Source organism: Pseudomonas sp. NFX15 (assembly GCF_049132105.1).
GTDB lineage: Bacteria > Pseudomonadota > Gammaproteobacteria > Pseudomonadales > Pseudomonadaceae > Aquipseudomonas.
Window position 1 is genome coordinate 82394 of record NZ_JAFMPV010000007.1, and the last position, 18396, is coordinate 100789.

The following is an 18396-nucleotide window of genomic DNA, read 5'->3' on the forward strand; positions in this document are numbered from 1 at the left end:
ACGCGCGCCAGCAAGTTCGCCCCTACAATGATCTTCAAGAAACCTGAGTTGCCTTGAACTCATAAGAAAGCGCTTTTTGACGTTGTTCTGCCAATGCTTTCAAAATCAGCGGCTCGACCATCTCGTAGTCTTCTTCATCCATGTGCATGGTCGCCGAGCCGTTGTAGATCTCGACACTGGATGTGCTCCACTCCACAAACAGCACTTTGGTCGGCAGTGCCTTGGCGAAATACTGCACAGCGCCAATAGCCAGGGTGATATCGCCGTCCGCACCTTCAAGTGCACTTGCCATACAGAAGTTTCCGCCCTCGGCTTTCTTCGAATTTCGCTCAAACAACTTAAGTGCTTCAGGCTCATTCTTCAGGGCATCCATGGTCGCATCGGCCACCTTGGACAGCACACCTAGCGCCGCCGCGCCTTTGCTGACGGCCGCGCCGATAGCGGTATGGATGATTCCCAGGGCGATGTTGTCCATCGTCAGTTTGTGCGAGGACGCTTGATAACGGTTGTACGGCTGGCTAAAAGCAAACCAGCCCGCCAGTTTCATCAACCGCATGAACTCGTTGTAACGCTGCTCTTTCTGATTGGCAGCCGGGAATTTAAGCAGGGCCACCAGATCAGCGTACATATAAGTATTCTTTACAATACGCTTACTGCGCTTTGACATGCTCTCATCAAAACCGGCGATACCGGTGCCCATGATGGCCGCGTTCAGTTCGTCCTTGTCGATGGGCAACTCTGCGGCGGAGAAGCCAGTGAATGAGCGGGGCTGAGGAAGCTGGGCAATAAACGCATTGCTTTCTTCAATTAACGCAACACGCTCGACAGCCGTCATTTTTTGATGGGTAAGTTCAGTCACTTCATTGATTCCTTTCAAGTTAATTAAACGCCAGTCCGGCGCCAGATCAAACTAGCGCCCCGCCCGGCGTTAATCAAACAACAAGGAATTCAATTAGTTTCAGAAACAACAACTCAAACTATTCTGAAGTTTAAATAACAATCAACTTCGACGTATTGAACGCGGCCCGAACAGACCGCGTTCAAACAAGGCTAGGGCTTGTGGCCATACCAGCGTGGCGTATAGACCCAGGCTCCGCCTTCGGAGCGCGGAAAAACGCAGGTCAGCGACGAGCCGATCAACACCATGGTGCGCATGTCGACCTGATCCGCGGTCAGTTGGCCGAGGGTGGTGACCCGCAGCGTCTGCCCCGGCCGCCCGATGTCGCGACCCAGCACCACCGGCGTCGCTGGTACACGGTGCCGGGCGACGATGTCCAGCGCCTGGCCCAGTTGCCACGGACGAGATCGCGAGATCGGGTTGTAGAACGCCAACGCGAGATCGGCTTGGGCGGCCAGGTCCAGTCGCTTCTCGATGATGGCCCAGGGCTTGAGGTTATCGGACAGCGACAACACACAGAAATCATGCCCCAGCGGCGCACCGGCCTGCGCGGCCGTCGCCAGCGAGGCCGAAACCCCCGGCAGGATCTCCAGATCCACGTTGTGCCAATCGGCGTTGGTGGACTCATGCAGGGCTTCCAGCACGGCCGCCGCCATGGCGAACACCCCCGGGTCGCCCGACGACACCACCACCACCGACCGCCCCTGTGCCGCCAGCTCGAAGGCGTGGCGTGCGCGCTGCATCTCTTCGCGGTTGTCGGTGCAATGCTGCACCTGATCGGTGCGAAACGGCCCGGCCATGCGCACGTAGGTTTCGTAGCCAAGCACGTCGGTGGCGCGGGCCAGTTCCGCCTTCACCGCTGGCACCATCAGTTCGGCAGCGCCGGGTCCCAGACCGATCACGGCCAGCCGTCCGCGAGGGCGGCCGATGCGCAACGGGTCCAACGGTTGAGCGGCAACGGCAATGGCCAGCGAGTTGCCGCCGTGAAGGGTGACAGGCTGACCGATCGCCAGGCTCAAGCGCTCGCCAAGCGCGTCTTCGGCGCTGGCAAAACGCAACGGTACACCCAGCTCAAGTGCGGCTTCGCGCAACATCGCACTGGCCATTTCAGTATCAGCCGCCAACAGGCAGGCCAGCGACTGCACCGCGATCCGTTCCCGATGCAACGCCTCACGGACCGTCGCAGCAACGTTGACCACGCCAGCGTCTACCGCGACCACTACGTTACGCGGATAAATCAGCAATTCATGGGCTGCAGGTTCGCGTTCGGCATGGCTGACATGCACCGCCAACCGTGCCTGTGCGTCTTCGGGCAATTGCGCTTGCGCCAGCCACGGCGCCGCACCTTCGATACGCACGGTTTCACCGCCGAGCAAATCGCAGACGAACCGCTTGCCCTGCTCCAGATCGCCCAGGGCATAGCCGCTGGGTGGGTTGAGCAGGCACGTGCCGAAACGCAACTCGCCACTGGTGGTGATCGCGGCGGCGACTTCAAACGCGGCCGCAATCTCGCGCGCCATCACATTTACCCCGCCCAGGCCACCGAGCAACGGCACCACGGCGCTGCCATCCTCGGCCACCGCCAGCACCGGCGGCTCGGCGCCTTTTTCCAACAGCAAGGCCGCCAGCGTGCGGATCACGATCCCCGCCGCGCACAGGGCAATGATCGGCGAGCCCTGTTGATACAGCTCGCGCAGGGTCACACCGAATTCGTGATAAACCCGGTCCGCCCCTTCAACCCGTTCGGCCAGGCCGTGGATCAGGGCGCCGGGATAGACCTGTTGAATGCGGCGTGCGGTCGCGAGGCTGCCATTGCCAAGAATGACAATCGCCGGAACTGGACGGGTCATCAGCCTTGCCACCTTTGACCGGGAACGATGATCAACGAGAAGTACGGCGAAGACATCGGCTCGACCTGATCCAGCGGCACGATCTTCTGATTGGCCATGGTTGCGCGCTCGACATACAACGCCCGCTCGGCCAGGCCGAGTTCTTCCAGCACCTGGCGGACCTTGGGAAAGTTGCGCCCCAGTTTCATGATCACCGCCGCGTCGGCATCGGCCAGGCGGCGCTTGAGCTCGTCGTGCGGCAACACGCCGGACAACACCGACAGACTCTGGTTGCGATACACCAGCGGCGCGCCGAGCACCGAGGCGCCGCCCAACATCGAACATACGCCAGGCACGACTTGTGCCTGATAGCGTTCGGCGAGGCGGTCATGCAGATACATGTAGGAGCCGTAAAAGAACGGGTCGCCTTCGCAGATCACCGCCACGTCACGACCGGCATCGAGATGTTCGGCCAGCGCTTCGGCCGCTTCATCGTAGAAGTCGCTGATCACTTGCTCGTAGGACAACGGCGCCGGCAAGGCTTCGGTGGTCACCGGGTACACCAGCGGCAGCAGTTTCTGCGCCTCTTGCAAATGCGCTTCGATGATGCCGAAAGCGTTGCCCTTTTTGCCCTTGGCAACGAAGTACGCCACCACCGGCGATTCGCGCAACAAGCGCAGGGCCTTGAGCGTAATCAGTTCCGGGTCACCCGGGCCGACGCCAAGGCCGATCAAACGTCCAGGTTGCTGCATCATTCGATCTCCGTGGCGAGGGCATTGACGGCGGCGGCGGCCATGGCGCTACCGCCCAGGCGACCCTGCATGATGACAAACGGCACGCCACGGCTGTCGGCCGCCAGCGCGGCCTTGGATTCGGCGGCGCCGACGAAGCCCACCGGGAAACCGAGGATCAGCGCCGGTTTCGGCGCGCCGGCGTCGAGCATTTCCAGCAGGTAAAACAGTGCGGTCGGCGCATTGCCGATGACCACCACGCTGCCTTCCAGGTGCGGGCGCCACAGTTCCAGCGCAGCGGCCGAGCGGGTGTTGCCCAGCTCGCGGGCCAGTTCTGGCACGCTCTCGTCGCGCAGCGTGCAAATCACCTGGTTGTTCGCCGGCAGGCGTGCACGGGTCACGCCTTCGGAGACCATCCGCGCATCGCACAGAATCGGCGCGCCGGCCGCCAGCGCCTCGCGCCCGGCCTTGCCCGCGCCCTCTGAAAACTGCAAGCCGTCGATGGCCTCGACCATGCCGCAGGCGTGAATCACGCGCACCGCGAGTTTCTCGAGATCCGCCGGGATGCGGTCGAGGTTCGCTTCGGCGCGAATGATCGCGAAGGAGTTGCGATAGATCTCCTGACCGTCGCGGATGTAATCAAGCATCAAGGGGGCTCCGTGAGCGGGCGTCGAGCAGGGCCGCGACCGCTTCAATAGTAAGGTTGCGTGCGTGCAGCGCACCGAAACCCGGCTGCGCTGCATCGCGAAAATAGAGATCGTAGTGACCGGGCGCGACAGCCAGCAAGGTCACGGGCGCGGTGTGCGCGGCGGCGCAGGAACGCAAGCAACCGCTCAGATGAATGTTCAGTGCCGGTCTGTGGCGACGCAGCAATGTAGCCAGTTGCAGGGCATCGCCCTTGGTCTCGGCCAGGCCTTTGCTGCAACCGCTGGAGCCGGTGCAGGCGATCAACCGCGACAATGGCTGATCGATTTCGCACAGCAGGCCCAACTGCTGCAAACGCCGAACGACCTCGCCAGCGTTGTTCGCGCCAATATTCGGCAGCAGCACGCTTTGCCACGGCGTGAAGCGCAGGCTGGCGTCCCCGAACTCGCGGGCCACTTGTGCCACACCCCGAAGCATCGCCGGATTGAGTCGTCCCAACGGTGGGACGGCGCCGACGTAGACAACACCGGGCTCGCGCTGGGGGTGGGCACCGATGTGTAAATCGGGCGAGCCCGACACTCGCTGCCAATCGACAACGGCTTGCAGGGGCACGCGCTCTGCCAATCGCGGCTGAATGTCCTCGACCGGGTATCCGGCCAGCACATGCCGCATTCGCGTCTGCTCTGGCCGCGCGAGTTCAAGGAACAACTCAAGGACCGCCACTACCAAGGCGTGCCCGTCCGCCAGTGCAACCGAACCGACGGGGCTGTCGGTCGGGCATCCTGCCAAACCGAATGCCCACCGTTGTTCGCCGTCGTGTTCAAACGCCGAGAGCCACAGGTCGTGGGGATGTTCGAGCATCGCCAGGGATTCACCGCCATCAAGCTGCACGGCGAACTTTGCGCTGAGGTCGTGGAACGGCGCGTGGCTTTGCAGGGTGGCGAGAATCCGGCTGGCCAGCGGCCGGGTGTCAAACAGCGAATGGCGATCGATCCCGGCAGACGGGCTGAGCATCAGGTTGCGCACATCGTCGCCCGCCGGATGCTGCGGCCCCAAGTCCGCGGCCAGCAGGCTGTCAACCAGCGCCGCTTGTTCGTGGCCAATGCCGCGGATCTGCAGGTTGGCCCGATTGGTCGCCTCGATGGCCCCGCTGGCGTAACGCTCGGCGGCAACCGCCACGGCCTCGGCCTGGGCGCTACTGATCGAGCCGCCGTTGAGCTTGATCCGGCAGATGCCGCCATCCAGCGCCGGGACAATACGCAGCAACCCCGGACAGGCCGAGGGGCGTAAGGCAGCGGGCAGTGGATGTTGGTTCAAGGCGGATCCGTTCAGGTGGCGAAGCAAGTGAGGGCAAAAGTGCGCCGTATTATGCCTGCTTTGCTTCACCGCATGAAAAGACTCCGGTCGGAATGCCTGATCAACCTCAACGGCAATCCCGCCACGCGACAGTCCCTATGTCGTCAGTGCAATTTCCCGCAAGCGCATATCCTTCACTGCCGCGTTCAGCATTTCACGGTGTTTGTTCATCTCCCGCGGCTTGATTGCGAACCGCCGTACCCGGATGTCCAATTGCTTTTGCGGTTGCTCCACCTCCCAGAACCACAGTCGGCTCCCCCAACTCGAACTCAGCAATCGCACGTTTGTCAGCACGATCTCCAACTCGCCGGTACGGTTGTACTCGGCTGGCAGAAAACGAAGATCGCCCGATTGTCGGGCACTGAACGTCAGCAACTCCAGTGCCGGACGATCCTGTTCAAGTCGGCCGAACGCTTGCCGGATCAGGCTCAACTTGCCGCGGCTCACTTGCGTCGACAACGCCTTGGACCAGCTGTCCAGCAGGCTGCCGGTGTAAAAGTTGTCAACGATGATCACCGGTTGGTACTCCAGGCTCCAGCCGACCGACCACAGCACCCCCGAATAAAACTCGAACCATTGCGCGGGGTCCTGTTCGCGGCCATGGCGCTGGTCGGCGCGATGTTCCGCCCAGCGCGTACTGTTCTTGATGTACTGTTTGTCTTCTCGGGTCAGGCCGGGGAAATACGCCAGCAGCGTGTCGTCGAGTACAGCGGCATCGAGCCCGTCAGACGAAGGGGTACTGGGTTGCATGTCGTTGAATGTCGTATCCATCTTTGATTACCTGCCTTCCTGGCATGGGTTGATTGGTCCCCAGGTCATTCGAACCCAGGGCGAACACCACCCTAGCAACTAATAAATGCCGGCTAAAAAAACATCCGCGACATTTGATGTCCGGCCCTCTTCGCCGCACAAGAGCAGGCAGTCAGCCCGAGGAACCCGCGCTATCATGCCGGCCAATGTGAACGCGTGATCGAGGAACGGCATGGCACCCTGGCTGACGGTTGTAGGCATCGGCGAAGACGGATTCAAAGGCCTGGGCAAAAACGCCCGGCATGCACTGTTGCGCGCCACGAAAATCTTCGGCGGCCAACGCCACCTGGATCTGCTGCCGCCGTGCATCCGTGGCGAGCGCCAGCCGTGGCCGAGCCCGTTCTCCTTGGCGTCGCTGTTGTCGCAGCGCGGCGAACCCGTCTGCGTCCTGGCCAGTGGCGATCCCATGTTCTTCGGCGTCGGCGCCAGCCTCGCCCGGCAACTGGCGGCAAGTGAAATGCTCACGCTTCCCGCGCCCTCTTCCTGCTCACTGGCTGCCGCACGACTGGGCTGGCCGTTGCAGGATGTCGTCACACTGTCAGTGGTGGCCCGGCCCGTCGCCGCACTCAACGCGCAGTTGTCCAGCGGCGTGCGCCTGCTGGTGCTGAGCAACGACGGTCGCAGCCCCGCCGCCATCGCGGCCCTGTTGCGTGAACGTGGTTTCGGCCCTAGCCGCCTGACCGTGCTGGAACACTTGGGCGGTGAAGCCGAGCGGCGTGTCGACGGCACTGCCCACGACTGGAATGATGCGCCGTTTGCCGACTTGAACCTGGTCGCCATCGAGTGCGTTGCATCACCCGATGCCCCTCGCCTGTCACGACTGGCCGGGCTACCCGACTCGGCCTTCAAGCACGACGGCCAATTGACCAAGCGCGATGTGCGCGCCATCACCCTTGCCCGCCTGGCGCCGCTGCCCGGCGAATTGCTGTGGGACGTCGGCGCCGGCAGCGGCTCGATCGGCATTGAGTGGATGCGTGCTCACCCCAGTTGCCGCGCACTGGCCATCGAAGCGGATGACGGCCGCCAGGCGTTGATCGAGCACAACCGTGACGTCCTCGGCGTGCCCGGCCTGCAACTGGTGCGCGGCCGTGCACCACTGGCTCTGGCCGGGCTGGAGCCGCCGGATGCGATTTTCATTGGCGGCGGCGTTACCCGCGAAGGCGTGCTGGACACCTGCTGGGCGCAACTAAAACCCGGCGGTCGGCTGATTGCCAACGCCGTCACTTTGCAAAGTGAAATGACCTTGATGGCCTGGCACCAGCAACACGGTGGCGAGCTGACCCGCATTCATATCGCGCAAGCCCAACCGCTGGGCGGCTTCGATACATGGCGCCAGGCCCTGCCGATAACCTTGCTGGACGTGACGAAACCTCTCGATCACGCAGACACAGCCCAATGAAGCGCATCCTGCTGCTCGGCGGCGTGACCGAGGCCATGGCCATTGCCCGCACGCTGGGGCCGCAACACATCTACAGTCTGGCCGGTGTCGGCCGGGTGCCAACGGATCTGCAATGCCAGGTTCGTGTCGGTGGCTACGGCGGTGCCGAAGGCCTGGCACAATTCATTGGCGATGAAGGCATCGATCTGTTGCTCGACGCCACCCATCCCTACGCTGCCCAAATCAGCCAGAACGCCGCGACCGCCGCGCGCCTGAGCGGCATTCCCTGCTGGGCACTCCGGCGTCCGGCGTGGCAAGCCCAGGCCGGTGATGACTGGCGCGAAGTCAGCGGCTGGATCGAACTGATCGAAGCCCTGAAACCCTTCCGGCGTCCCCTGTTCACCCTCGGCCGCGAGCCCCTGCAACATCTGGACGAAATCCCGCCCGAGCAATTCTGGACCCTACGCGCACTGGACGTGTACCCGGGCAATGAGCGCTGCGAAGTGATTGGCGCACGCGGGCCCTTCCTGATCGACGATGAACGTGCGCTGTTCGAAAGGCGCCACATCGACGTGCTGATCAGCAAGAATAGCGGCAGCACCGCGACGGAGCCGAAGCTGGAAGTGGCGCGTGAACGTGGGGTGCCGGTGATTGTCTTGAAGCGGCCGGTGTTGCCGGGGGTTGATCGGGAGTTCCTGACGCTTGACGAAACACTTGGCGCATTGTCGATCTTCACCCGATAGGAGCTACGCTTGGAGTAGAAACTACACGCAGTACGTGCGCACTAAGTGATTGTCTTTTTGCTGCGACACCAAACCGCACGCCGCTTTTTTACTTATCGGCCCTGATCAGGCTAAATAGCCCGCGCCTGATCGCCCACCCAAACGGATTTTGCCCCATGTCCCGACAACGGCTCGCAATAGCCTGGATAGCCTGCTTCGCAGTGCTGTTCAATTTGCTCGCCATGCCGATGTCCGGAGCGATGGCACAAACGGCGAAGTCACCCGCCGAACAACTGTTGTGGAGCAGTTTCTGCACCGCCAGCGGCACCAGGATGGTGGCGATTTCCATTGGGGACCCGCAACAAAAAACCCCGCAAAACGACGATCATTCCAACATGCAGCATTGCTGGTGTTGCTCGGGTTCTGCGCCGTTGGTGGCGTTGCCGAGTCATACGCCGCAGCTGTATTTCGCGCACTTGGAGTCCAATCGAAGCCTGCCTGTCACCTCGCTGCAAAGTCCGACACCGCGCCAGCAATGGCCGAGCCTCAACCCCCGAGCTTCCCCTCTGGTGTGATTTTTTCTCGCAATTGACCTGCGTATAAATCGTTCCGGAGAACTGCCATGTTGAACAAACTCATCGTCCTGGCTGCGTTGCTGCTGCCTGCCTGCTTTGCCAATGCCCACGAATACAAGGTCGGCGCGCTGGAAATCGCCCATCCGTGGTCCCAGGAGTTGCCACCCAATGCGCCCACCGTGGCGGCGTACTTTGTGATCGACAATGAAGGCAAGGCCGCCGACCGCCTGCTCAGCGTCGACACACCGATTGCCGGCGAAGCGCAACTGCATGAGCACGTGATGCAAGGCGACGTGATGAAAATGCAGCACGTGCCGAGCGTGGAAGTGCCCGCCGGTGGCGAGGTCACTTTCGCACCGATGGCCTATCACGTGATGTTGCTGAACCTTAAGGACCGCAGCCTGCTGGTCGACGGCAAGCGCTTCCCGATGACGCTGCACTTCGAGAAGGCCGGTGACGTGACAGTCGAGGTCGCGGTGCAGAAGCAGGCGCCCGACGCCATGCAAGCACACAAGCACGCTCAGTAACCGCCTGCGCTGAACACGCCCATGCGCCCGCTTAGCGCCAGGTCATCCGCATCGCGCCCTCAGGCATTGAGCCTGACACGCGGCAGCTGGATCAGCCTGTTCGCCATGTTGATGATCTTTATCGGCCCGCTGGTTTCCCAGTCGATGCCGATGGATTCTCGCGCCATGTCGATGACCATGCCTGTGGGCATGAGCATGGACGTGCCGATGGACAGCATGGACAGGTCGGCGATGGTGCATGCCGACCACGGCGAAAAAGCCACTGACGAACATTGCCCGCCAGCCCCGGGCCACCATGTGCTGTGGGAGAAGTGCGGCTATTGCAGCCTGCTCTTCAATTGCCCGGCGCTGACCGGTGGCATGTCCTTCGCCAACTTCGTCATCCCGCCCGTCAACACCTTTACCCCGCCTTCTCCGCGCCTGGGCCATGCCCGGCGATCCTTCTTCCCCGGCGCCCGCACCCGCGCCCCTCCCATCGTCGCGTAAACACCCACTTCTGATTGCACACGGTCCGCAAGACAACCACCGCAACCCTGTGAGAGCGGGCTTGCTCGCGAAAAGGGAGTGTCAGCCACATTGATGTCGTCTGGCACGCCGCCTTCGCGAGCAAGCTCGCTCCTACAGGAGTTGCGCAGGCAGTCGGCCGTGTCGTTTACGACTGTTCGATGGAAATTGTCATGTCCAGTTTTACCGCTGTCCCTTGCTTGAGCGCTGCTCAAGCCTTCTCTGCCCTGAATGCATCCGGTGTTCGCTTCAGGCACGCCACCGCGATCCTGTGCGGTGCCTTGCTCGCGCCTTCCGCGTTCGCCGATGAACATGCCGGCCACAGTGAAGAACTGAGCCCGACGGTGATTACCGCCGTGGCGCCCAGTTCCCCCCTGACCATTGTCACCAACCCCAAGGACCCGCGCCAGCCGGTGCCGGCCAGCGACGGCGCCGACTACCTGAAAACCATCCCAGGCTTCGCCATGGTGCGCAACGGCGGCACCAACGGCGATCCGGTGTTGCGCGGCATGTTCGGTTCACGCCTGAACATCCTCACCAACGGCGGCATGATGCTCGGCGCCTGCCCGGGCCGGATGGACGCGCCGACGTCGTACATTTCGCCGCAAACCTACGACAAGCTCACCGTGATCAAAGGCCCGCAAACCGTGCTGTGGGGGCCGGGTTCTTCGGCCGGGACCATCCTGTTCGATCGCGAGCCGGAGCACTTCGGCGAACTCGGTACGCGGTTCAACGCCAGCGTGCTCGGCGGCTCCAATGGCCGCTTCGACAAACTGGTGGACGCTGCGGCCGGCGGCCAATCGGGATACGTGCGGGTCATCGGCAATACCGCGCACGCCGACGACTACAAGGACGGCAACAACGACACCGTGGCGTCGCGCTATGAAAAATGGAACGGCGACGTGGCCGTCGGCTGGACATCGAACACCGACACCTTGCTGGAACTGACCGCCGGCCGTGGCGATGGCGATGCGCGCTACGCCGGGCGCGGCATGGACGGTGCACAGTTCCTGCGCGAAAGCCTGGGCTTGCGTTTCGAGCAATCGAACATCGGCGAGGTTCTGGATAAGGTCGAGGCGCAGGTCTACTACAACTATGCCGACCACGTGATGGACAACTACACACTGCGCACGCCGTCCGGCACCGGGATGATGGCCGGCCCTATGGCCTCCAATGTCGACCGTCGCACCCTCGGCGCACGCATCAAGGCCACCTGGCGCTGGGCCGATGTGCAGTTGATCAGCGGCATCGACGCGCAGACCAATGAGCATCGCCAGCGCAGCGCCATGGGCGTCGACGCCTACAAGGACCTGCCGTATACCAAGGATGCCGACTTCCATAACTACGGCGTGTTCAGCGAGCTGACCTGGTACGCCGCCGACCGCGACCGCCTGATCAGCGGCGCGCGCCTGGACCGTGCCTCGGCCAAGGATTACCGGCAAACCACCGGCTCGGGCATGACGACCCGACCGAACCCGACTGCCGATGACACCCGCGCCGACACCCTCCCCAGTGGTTTCATCCGCTACGAGCATGACCTGGCCGACAGCCCGGCCACGCTGTATGCGGGCCTCGGTCATACCCAGCGATTCCCGGATTACTGGGAGCTGTTTTCACCCGACTCAGGCCCCGCCGGTTCGGTGAATGCCTTCGATTCGATCAAGCCGGAAAAAACCACCCAGTTCGATGTCGGCCTGCAATACAAGACCGAAACCGTCGAAGCCTGGGCTTCGGCGTACGTTGGGCAAGTACGCGATTACATCCTGTTCAATTACACCCCGACCATGATGGGCACGACCTCGCAAGCCGAGAACATCGACGCACGGATCATGGGCGGCGAACTGGGCGGCGCCTACCACTTCACCGAGAACTGGAAAGCCGACGCGACCCTGGCCTACGCCTGGGGCAAGAACAGCAGCGATGGCACTGCGTTGCCGCAGATGCCGCCGCTGGATGCGCGTTTCGGCCTGACCTACAGCCAAGACAACTGGAGTGCCGGCGCACTGTGGAGAGTGGTCGCCGCGCAAAACCGCATCGACCAGAACAAGGGCAACGTGGTCGGCAAGGACTTCGACAAGACGCCAGGGTTCGGCGTGTTTTCCCTCAACGGTGCCTATCGGATCAACAGCAACTGGAAGGTCAGCAGCGGCGTCGACAACCTGTTCGGCAAGGCTTACGCCGAACACTTGAACCTGGCGGGCAACGCCGGATTCGGCTACCCGGCCAACGACCCGCAAGCCATCAAGGAACCGGGGCGAACGCTCTGGACCAAGGTGGACATGAGTTTCTAACCCTTGAGGGCGCCCGCTCCCGATGTGGGAGCGGGCTTGCCCGCGATCGGTTGCGCAGCAACCGCAAACCAGACAACTAAAAAGATCCAGCCAAGCGGAGCACACGTGATGAAACAGCCCAAAGTCAACTTCTACAACCTGGCCTGGCGTTGGCATTTCTACGCCGGATTGTTCGTGGCGCCCTTCATGGTGATGCTGGCCCTGACCGGCACCATTTACCTGTTCAAACCGCAACTCGACTCGTTGATGTACGGCAGCCTGCTCAACGTCCCGGCCGGTCATCACACCGTGCCGGCCGACGACCTGCTGACCCGGGTGAAAACGGCTTACCCGCAAGGCCTGGTCACCCAGTACCTGCCCCCGTTGAACGCCGAACGCAGCGCACAATTCGTCGTGCTCAACGAGGGCCAGGAGCTGAACGTTTTCGTCGACCCGTACCACGGCGACATCCTCGGCGAGCAAGACGCCAAGAAGAACCTGCAAGCCATTGCCCGGGCAATTCACGGCGAGTTGATGATCGGCACCGTGGGTGATCGGTTGATCGAACTGGCCGCTGGCTGGGGCATCGTCCTGGTCGTTTCCGGCCTGTTCCTCTGGTGGCCGCGGGGCCAGGCAGCGGGCATCCTGTGGCCGCGCCTCAATAGCCGCGGTCGCGTGTTGTGGCGTGACCTGCACGCCGTCACCGGGTTCTGGGGCGCGTCCTTGCTGCTGGTGATGCTGCTCAGCGGCATGACCTGGACCGGTTTCTGGGGCAAGCAATACGCCGAAGTGTGGAACGTGTTCCCGGCGGCCATGTGGGATGACGTGCCGAAGTCCGACGTCGAGGCGCGCAGCCTCAACAGCGCCACCCGCCAGACCGTGCCGTGGGCCATGGAAAACACGCCGATGCCGATGTCCGGCGACCATGCCGAACACATGGCCCATGACGCCGCGTCGGCCGGCCCGGCCTCACCGACCATCAGCCTGCAATCGGTACAAAACATCGCCCGCGAACGCAAGGTCGAAGCGGGCTACAGCATTACCTTGCCGACCACTGCAACCGGCGTGTTCACCATCGCCGTGTTCGCCGACGACCCGCGCAACGACGCCACGCTGCACATCGATCAATACACCGGCAAGGTATTGGCCGATGTCCGTTTCGAGCAGTACGGCACCGTCGCCCGCGCCACCGAAATCGGCGTGATGCTGCACGAAGGCAAGATGTTCGGCACGTTCAACCAGATTGTCGTGTTGCTGATCTGCCTGATGATTCTGCTCAGTGCCGTCAGCGGCGTGGTGATCTGGTGGAAGCGTCGACCCCAAGGAAAACTCGGCGTACCGCCGCTGCGCCACGACCTGCCGAAATGGAAAACCGCGATGGTCATCATGTTCGCCCTGGCGGTGGCCTTCCCGTTGGTGGGCGCATCGCTGGTGGTGGTGTGGGTGCTCGATCGCCTGCTGTTGTCGCGCTTTACCCGGCAAACTGAGAGCGCTTCATCTTCATCTTGAAACCGGCGAGATGCGCGGGGCTCGATGGGCTGTAAAATCCCCGCGCGTCGCCCTACCCATTCAGGGTTGCCTTTCGGGCCCCTTCGCTGGCAAGCCAGCTCCTACAGAATGTGCATGAACCCTGTAGGAGCTGGCTTGCCAGCGAAGGGGCCACCAGCATCACCTCAAGAGCCACTGCATGCCCTCGCTGAACCTGACTAGCCTCACCTGGTCCCCACTGGGCCACGGCCATTGCCATCATCAGTTCCAACTGCGCGATGCCTCGCTGCACGTGGCCGCCGGTGAGTTCGTCGGGCTGATAGGCCCCAACGGCAGTGGCAAGACCAGCCTGTTGCGCTGTGCCTGGCGCTTTAGCAAACCCGAGTACGGCGAGGTCAGGCTCGATCATCACAATGTCTGGCAGCAATCCTCACGCTGGTGCGCACAACGCATCGCCGTGGTGTTGCAGGAATTCCCCGATGCCTTCGGCTTAAGCGTCGAAGAGGTGGTCGCCATGGGCCGTACACCACATAAAGGCCTGTTCGATGGCGACACCCTCGAAGACGCGAACCTGATCAAACAGGCGCTGGCATCGGTCGGCCTCGAGGGCTTCGAAGACCACGCCTTCGCCACGCTCTCGGGCGGTGAAAAACAGCGGGTCATCCTTGCCCGCGCATTGGCCCAGCAGCCGCAGTTGCTGATCCTCGACGAGCCGACCAACCACCTCGATCCGCGTTATCAGCTTGAGCTGTTGCAGTTGGTCAAGGGCCTGGACATCGGCACCCTGGCGAGCATCCACGACCTCAATCTGGCAGCGGCTTTTTGTGATCGGCTGTATGTAATCAACCACGGTCGCATCGTCGCCAGCGGCACACCACAAGACGTTCTGACAGCTGCGCTGCTGCGCGAAGTGTTCGGCGTCGAAGCGCTGATCGACGCACACCCGCTGCACGGCTACCCACGAATCACCTGGATAACCCAACCATGAATTTGCGTTCTCTGCTGCGCGCCGGCCTCTGCCTCGCGCTGCTGTCGGGCAGTGCACAGGCCCTGGCCGAAGCCACCCATTACCCGCTGACCATCAAGAGCTGCAACCGCGACGTGACCTTCAAGCAGGCGCCAAGACATGCACTCAGCCACGACATCAACATGACCCAGATGATGCTCGCCCTCGGCCTCAAGCCGCGGATGGTCGGCTACAGCGGCATCAGTGGCTGGAAGGCCGTCACGCCCCAGATGCAGGTCATTCTCGAAGGTTTGCCGGAACTGGCGGCGAAGTACCCGTCGGTGGAAACCCTGCTCGATGCCAATGTCGATTTCCTCTTCGCCGGTTGGGACTATGGCATGCGCGTCGGCGGCGACCTCACGCCGCAAACCCTGCAACCGCTGGGCATCAATGTGTATGAATTGACCGAGTCCTGCGCCTTCGTGATGAAGCGCCCGCCGGCCAGCCTCGATGACACCTACAACGACCTGCGCAACCTCGGCAAGATCTTCGACGTGCAGGACCGCGCCAATGCCTTGATCGCCGCAATGCAGGCGCAAGTGGCGAGTATTCAAAAAAACCTGTCCGTAGATAAACCACGGGTGTTCCTGTACGACAGCGGCGAGGACCGGGCCATGACTTCGGGCCGCCTGGGCATGCCGCAAGCACTGATCGACGCCGCTGGCGGGCGCAATATCCTGGAGGATGTCGACGCGAGCTGGACGCGGGTCAACTGGGAAACCGTGGTCGAGCGCAACCCGCAGGTGATCGTGATCGTCGACTACAGCGAAATCACAGCCGAGCAGAAGATTCAGTTCCTGCTCGATAACAAAGCCCTGCAATCGGTGGACGCGATCAAACACCGGCGGTTCATCGTCATCCCTTATGTGCAGGCCACGCCGGGGATCGACAATGTGCTGGCGGTCGCAACCCTGGCCAAGGGTTTTCACGGCGAATGATCAACCGTCGCTACACCCTGTTGCTGATCGCCCTCGGTGCGCTGTTGCTGGTGTCGTGCGTGGTGTCGCTGGGCTTCGGCCCGGCGCAGGTGCCGTTGGATGTGGTGTGGCGCGTCCTGCAGCACAAGTTGCTCGGTGTCGGTGAGCCGCACTGGAGTGCCGGGCAGGAACACATCGTCTGGCTGATCCGCGTGCCGCGCATGTTGCTCGGTGCGCTGGTGGGCGCCGGGCTGGCGTTGATCGGCGCGGTGCTGCAAGCGGTGACGCGCAACCCGTTGGCCGACCCGCACCTGCTCGGCGTAACGTCCGGCGCGACGCTGGGCGCGGTGATCGTGGTGCTGCATGTCGGTGAAATCGTTGGCTTGCTGACCTTGCCCATCGCGGCATTCATCGGCGCATTGCTGAACATGCTGGTGGTGCTGATGATCGCCAGTCGTCACGGGCGCCTGGACAGCGACCGCTTGTTGTTGTGCGGTGTGGCGGTATCGTTCGTGATGATGGCGATTGCCAATTTGCTGCTGTTCATGGGCGATCACCGCGCCAGTTCGGCGGTGATGTTCTGGATGCTCGGCGGCCTCGGTCTGGCACGCTGGGAGTTGCTCGCCGTACCGGCGCTGAGCGTGCTGCTCGGCCTGGTGTTGTTGCTCGGGATGGCGCGACCTCTGAATGCGCTGATGGCGGGCGAACAGACGGCGGTGACCCTGGGTTTGAATGCGCGCACCGTGCGCCTGCGGGTGTTTTTGATTGCGTCATTGATGACCGGGGTGCTGGTGTCGATCAGCGGCTCCATCGGGTTTGTCGGGCTGATGGTGCCGCACATTGCGCGGCGCCTGGTCGGCGCAGAACACCGAAGACTACTGCCGGTGTGCGTGCTGATTGGCAGCCTGTTCCTGGTCTGGGTCGACGTCGCCGCCCGAACCCTGATCGCCCCCGAAGACTTGCCCATCGGCGTTGCCACCGCAGCCATTGGTGGTGTGTTCTTCATCGCCCTCATGCGCCGCCGCTAAACGACACTGATCAAACTGTAGGCGCTGGCTTGCCAGCGAAGGCGGCCGTCCAGCCAATTCGAATGACGCCTGACTCGACGCTTTCGCTGGCAAGCCAGCGCCTACAGGTGATCGCTGCCGGGCGTCCCACAATTGATCGCCATCGCTCGCCCCAATGTGGCGCAGCCCTTCGCACCAACGCGCCAAACACGATCCGTCATGGTGCGCCACAAAATCACAAAACCCCTCTAGAACGGCACTTACATACCTTTACCCGACCGGGCACAGCCTTTGCAAAACACCCTTCAGTAGTCCGCATCTGCCAACCAAGAAAATTCATAAGTTCATGGAGATCGCACAATGAAGCGTCGCAGTTTGATCAAGGCTTTCACACTCTCGGCCAGCATTGCCGCAATGGGCATGACCTGGACCGTCCAGGCCGCCGAGACCATCAAGGTCGGTATTCTGCATTCGTTGTCCGGGACCATGGCGATCTCCGAAACGTCGCTCAAAGACATGGCGCTGATGACCATCGACGAGATCAACGCCAAGGGCGGCGTGAACGGCAAGATGCTGGAACCGGTGGTGGTCGACCCGGCGTCGAACTGGCCGTTGTTTGCCGAGAAGGGCCGCCAGTTGCTGACCCAGGACAAGGTCGCCGTGGTGTTCGGTTGCTGGACGTCGGTGTCGCGCAAATCGGTGCTGCCGGTGTTCGAAGAACTCAACGGCCTGCTGTTCTATCCGGTGCAATACGAAGGCGAAGAAATGTCGCCGAACGTGTTCTACACCGGCGCCGCGCCGAACCAACAGGCCATCCCCGCCGTGGAATACCTGATGAGCGAAGAAGGCGGCAGCGCCAAGCGCTACTTCCTGCTCGGCACCGACTATGTCTACCCGCGCACCACCAACAAGATCCTGCGTTCGTTCCTGCACTCCAAAGGCGTGGCCGACAAAGACATCGAAGAGGTCTATACCCCGTTCGGTCATAGCGACTATCAAACCATCGTCGCCAACATCAAGAAGTTCTCCGCGGGCGGCAAGACCGCCGTTATCTCCACCGTCAACGGCGACTCCAACGTGCCGTTCTACAAGGAACTGGCCAACCAGGGCCTGAAGGCCACCGACGTTCCGGTCGTGGCGTTCTCGGTCGGCGAAGAAGAACTGCGCGGCATCGACACCAAGCCACTGGTGGGCAACCTGGCGGCGTGGAACTACTTCGAATCGGTCGAGAACCCGGTGAACAAGAAGTTCGTCGATGACTGGAGGGCCTACGCGAAGAAACACAACCTGCCGGGCGCCGACAAAGCGGTGACCAACGACCCGATGGAGGCCACTTACGTCGGCATCCACATGTGGGCGCAAGCGGTGGAAAAAGCCAAGTCCACCGACGTCGACAAAGTCCGCGAAGCCCTCGCCGGCCAGACCTTTGCCGCGCCGTCCGGTTACACCCTGACCATGGACAAGACCAACCACCACCTGCACAAGCCGGTGATGATTGGCGAGATCCAGGGTGACGGCCAGTTCAACGTCGTATGGCAGACCGAAGGCCCGATCCGCGCCCAGCCATGGAGCCCGTTCATTCCCGGCAACGACAAGAAGCCGGACTACGCGATGAAGAGCAACTGAGCCATGGGGTGCCGTGGCCTGAGCATGGAGCTTTGGCCCGACACAATTCCCTGTAGGCGCTGGCTGGCCAGCGAAGGCGTACTGGCTGACGCCAGAAGCTTCGCTGG

Annotated in this window: 17 protein-coding genes; 11 read left to right on the forward strand and 6 right to left on the reverse strand. The window is 62.4% G+C overall.

Annotated elements, in window-relative coordinates; all coding sequences use genetic code 11:
- Nucleotides 1-34: 34 nt before the first annotated feature.
- The 6 genes from J1D76_RS10110 to J1D76_RS10135 form a co-directional block, all read right to left on the reverse strand.
- A complete protein-coding gene (locus J1D76_RS10110) occupies nucleotides 35-859 on the reverse strand; it encodes a hypothetical protein (RefSeq protein WP_421138173.1) in 825 nt (274 codons plus the stop codon).
- A 191-nt stretch (nucleotides 860-1050) separates the two neighbouring features.
- A complete protein-coding gene (cobJ, locus tag J1D76_RS10115) occupies nucleotides 1051-2748 on the reverse strand; it encodes a precorrin-3B C(17)-methyltransferase (protein ID WP_421138174.1) in 1698 nt (565 codons plus the stop codon).
- Nucleotides 2748-3479 (reverse strand): precorrin-2 C(20)-methyltransferase, encoded by a 732-nt coding sequence (locus J1D76_RS10120; RefSeq protein ID WP_421138338.1) that lies wholly within the window; start codon nucleotides 3477-3479, stop codon nucleotides 2748-2750. Before J1D76_RS10120 ends, cobJ begins: the two co-directional genes overlap by 1 nt.
- On the reverse strand, nucleotides 3479-4105 hold the full coding sequence (locus J1D76_RS10125; RefSeq protein WP_421138175.1) for a precorrin-8X methylmutase: 627 nt from the start codon (nucleotides 4103-4105) through the stop codon (nucleotides 3479-3481). Before J1D76_RS10125 ends, J1D76_RS10120 begins: the two co-directional genes overlap by 1 nt.
- Nucleotides 4098-5420 carry a precorrin-3B synthase gene (gene cobG, locus J1D76_RS10130; RefSeq protein WP_421138176.1) on the reverse strand — a complete coding sequence of 441 codons (1323 nt, stop codon included), beginning with the start codon at nucleotides 5418-5420 and terminating at the stop codon, nucleotides 4098-4100. The genes J1D76_RS10125 and cobG overlap by 8 nt, the downstream gene beginning before the upstream one ends.
- A gap of 135 nt (nucleotides 5421-5555) precedes the next feature.
- A complete protein-coding gene (locus J1D76_RS10135; protein ID WP_421138177.1) occupies nucleotides 5556-6230 on the reverse strand; it encodes a hypothetical protein in 675 nt (224 codons plus the stop codon).
- A 211-nt stretch (nucleotides 6231-6441) separates the two neighbouring features.
- Here J1D76_RS10135 and cbiE point away from each other — a divergent pair, with 211 nt between their 5' ends.
- The 11 genes from cbiE (at nucleotide 6442) to urtA (ending at nucleotide 18289) form a co-directional block, all read left to right on the forward strand.
- A complete protein-coding gene (gene cbiE, locus J1D76_RS10140) occupies nucleotides 6442-7668 on the forward strand; it encodes a precorrin-6y C5,15-methyltransferase (decarboxylating) subunit CbiE (RefSeq protein ID WP_421138178.1) in 1227 nt (408 codons plus the stop codon).
- Nucleotides 7665-8390 (forward strand): cobalt-precorrin-6A reductase, encoded by a 726-nt coding sequence (locus J1D76_RS10145; protein WP_421138179.1) that lies wholly within the window; start codon nucleotides 7665-7667, stop codon nucleotides 8388-8390. The genes cbiE and J1D76_RS10145 overlap by 4 nt, the downstream gene beginning before the upstream one ends.
- 155 nt (nucleotides 8391-8545) lie before the next feature.
- Nucleotides 8546-8944 (forward strand): DUF2946 domain-containing protein, encoded by a 399-nt coding sequence (locus J1D76_RS10150; protein WP_421138180.1) that lies wholly within the window; start codon nucleotides 8546-8548, stop codon nucleotides 8942-8944.
- A 47-nt stretch (nucleotides 8945-8991) separates the two neighbouring features.
- Nucleotides 8992-9471, forward strand: coding sequence for a copper chaperone PCu(A)C (locus tag J1D76_RS10155; protein WP_421138181.1), 480 nt, complete (start codon nucleotides 8992-8994; stop codon nucleotides 9469-9471).
- Nucleotides 9472-9492: 21 nt separating this feature from the next.
- Nucleotides 9493-9957, forward strand: a complete 465-nt coding sequence (locus tag J1D76_RS10160; protein ID WP_421138182.1) for a DUF2946 domain-containing protein — start codon at nucleotides 9493-9495, stop codon at nucleotides 9955-9957.
- A gap of 191 nt (nucleotides 9958-10148) precedes the next feature.
- Nucleotides 10149-12266, forward strand: coding sequence for a TonB-dependent copper receptor (locus J1D76_RS10165; RefSeq protein WP_421138183.1), 2118 nt, complete (start codon nucleotides 10149-10151; stop codon nucleotides 12264-12266).
- Nucleotides 12267-12374: 108 nt separating this feature from the next.
- A complete protein-coding gene (locus J1D76_RS10170) occupies nucleotides 12375-13754 on the forward strand; it encodes a PepSY-associated TM helix domain-containing protein (protein ID WP_421138184.1) in 1380 nt (459 codons plus the stop codon).
- A gap of 178 nt (nucleotides 13755-13932) precedes the next feature.
- Nucleotides 13933-14721 carry an ABC transporter ATP-binding protein gene (locus tag J1D76_RS10175; protein ID WP_421138185.1) on the forward strand — a complete coding sequence of 263 codons (789 nt, stop codon included), beginning with the start codon at nucleotides 13933-13935 and terminating at the stop codon, nucleotides 14719-14721.
- A complete protein-coding gene (locus tag J1D76_RS10180) occupies nucleotides 14718-15677 on the forward strand; it encodes an ABC transporter substrate-binding protein (RefSeq protein WP_421138186.1) in 960 nt (319 codons plus the stop codon). The genes J1D76_RS10175 and J1D76_RS10180 overlap by 4 nt, the downstream gene beginning before the upstream one ends.
- Nucleotides 15674-16684, forward strand: a complete 1011-nt coding sequence (locus J1D76_RS10185) for a FecCD family ABC transporter permease (RefSeq protein WP_421138187.1) — start codon at nucleotides 15674-15676, stop codon at nucleotides 16682-16684. Before J1D76_RS10180 ends, J1D76_RS10185 begins: the two co-directional genes overlap by 4 nt.
- Nucleotides 16685-17023: 339 nt before the next feature.
- Nucleotides 17024-18289 carry an urea ABC transporter substrate-binding protein gene (gene urtA / locus J1D76_RS10190; RefSeq protein WP_421138188.1) on the forward strand — a complete coding sequence of 422 codons (1266 nt, stop codon included), beginning with the start codon at nucleotides 17024-17026 and terminating at the stop codon, nucleotides 18287-18289.
- Nucleotides 18290-18396 lie beyond the last annotated feature (107 nt).

What these genes read in the sequence shown, in the direction of transcription:
- cobJ (WP_421138174.1), bottom strand. Translation starts at nt 2,748, where the DNA reads ATGACCCGTCCAGTTCCGGCGATTGTCATTCTTGGCAATGGCAGCCTC.
- J1D76_RS10120 (WP_421138338.1), bottom strand. Translation starts at nt 3,479, where the DNA reads ATGCAGCAACCTGGACGTTTGATCGGCCTTGGCGTCGGCCCGGGTGAC.
- J1D76_RS10125 (WP_421138175.1), bottom strand. Translation starts at nt 4,105, where the DNA reads ATGCTTGATTACATCCGCGACGGTCAGGAGATCTATCGCAACTCCTTC.
- J1D76_RS10135 (WP_421138177.1), bottom strand. Translation starts at nt 6,230, where the DNA reads ATGGATACGACATTCAACGACATGCAACCCAGTACCCCTTCGTCTGAC.
- cbiE (WP_421138178.1), top strand. Translation starts at nt 6,442, where the DNA reads ATGGCACCCTGGCTGACGGTTGTAGGCATCGGCGAAGACGGATTCAAA.
- J1D76_RS10145 (WP_421138179.1), top strand. Translation starts at nt 7,665, where the DNA reads ATGAAGCGCATCCTGCTGCTCGGCGGCGTGACCGAGGCCATGGCCATT.
- J1D76_RS10150 (WP_421138180.1), top strand. Translation starts at nt 8,546, where the DNA reads ATGTCCCGACAACGGCTCGCAATAGCCTGGATAGCCTGCTTCGCAGTG.
- J1D76_RS10155 (WP_421138181.1), top strand. Translation starts at nt 8,992, where the DNA reads ATGTTGAACAAACTCATCGTCCTGGCTGCGTTGCTGCTGCCTGCCTGC.
- J1D76_RS10160 (WP_421138182.1), top strand. Translation starts at nt 9,493, where the DNA reads ATGCGCCCGCTTAGCGCCAGGTCATCCGCATCGCGCCCTCAGGCATTG.
- J1D76_RS10165 (WP_421138183.1), top strand. Translation starts at nt 10,149, where the DNA reads ATGTCCAGTTTTACCGCTGTCCCTTGCTTGAGCGCTGCTCAAGCCTTC.
- J1D76_RS10170 (WP_421138184.1), top strand. Translation starts at nt 12,375, where the DNA reads ATGAAACAGCCCAAAGTCAACTTCTACAACCTGGCCTGGCGTTGGCAT.
- J1D76_RS10175 (WP_421138185.1), top strand. Translation starts at nt 13,933, where the DNA reads ATGCCCTCGCTGAACCTGACTAGCCTCACCTGGTCCCCACTGGGCCAC.
- J1D76_RS10180 (WP_421138186.1), top strand. Translation starts at nt 14,718, where the DNA reads ATGAATTTGCGTTCTCTGCTGCGCGCCGGCCTCTGCCTCGCGCTGCTG.
- J1D76_RS10185 (WP_421138187.1), top strand. Translation starts at nt 15,674, where the DNA reads ATGATCAACCGTCGCTACACCCTGTTGCTGATCGCCCTCGGTGCGCTG.
- urtA (WP_421138188.1), top strand. Translation starts at nt 17,024, where the DNA reads ATGAAGCGTCGCAGTTTGATCAAGGCTTTCACACTCTCGGCCAGCATT.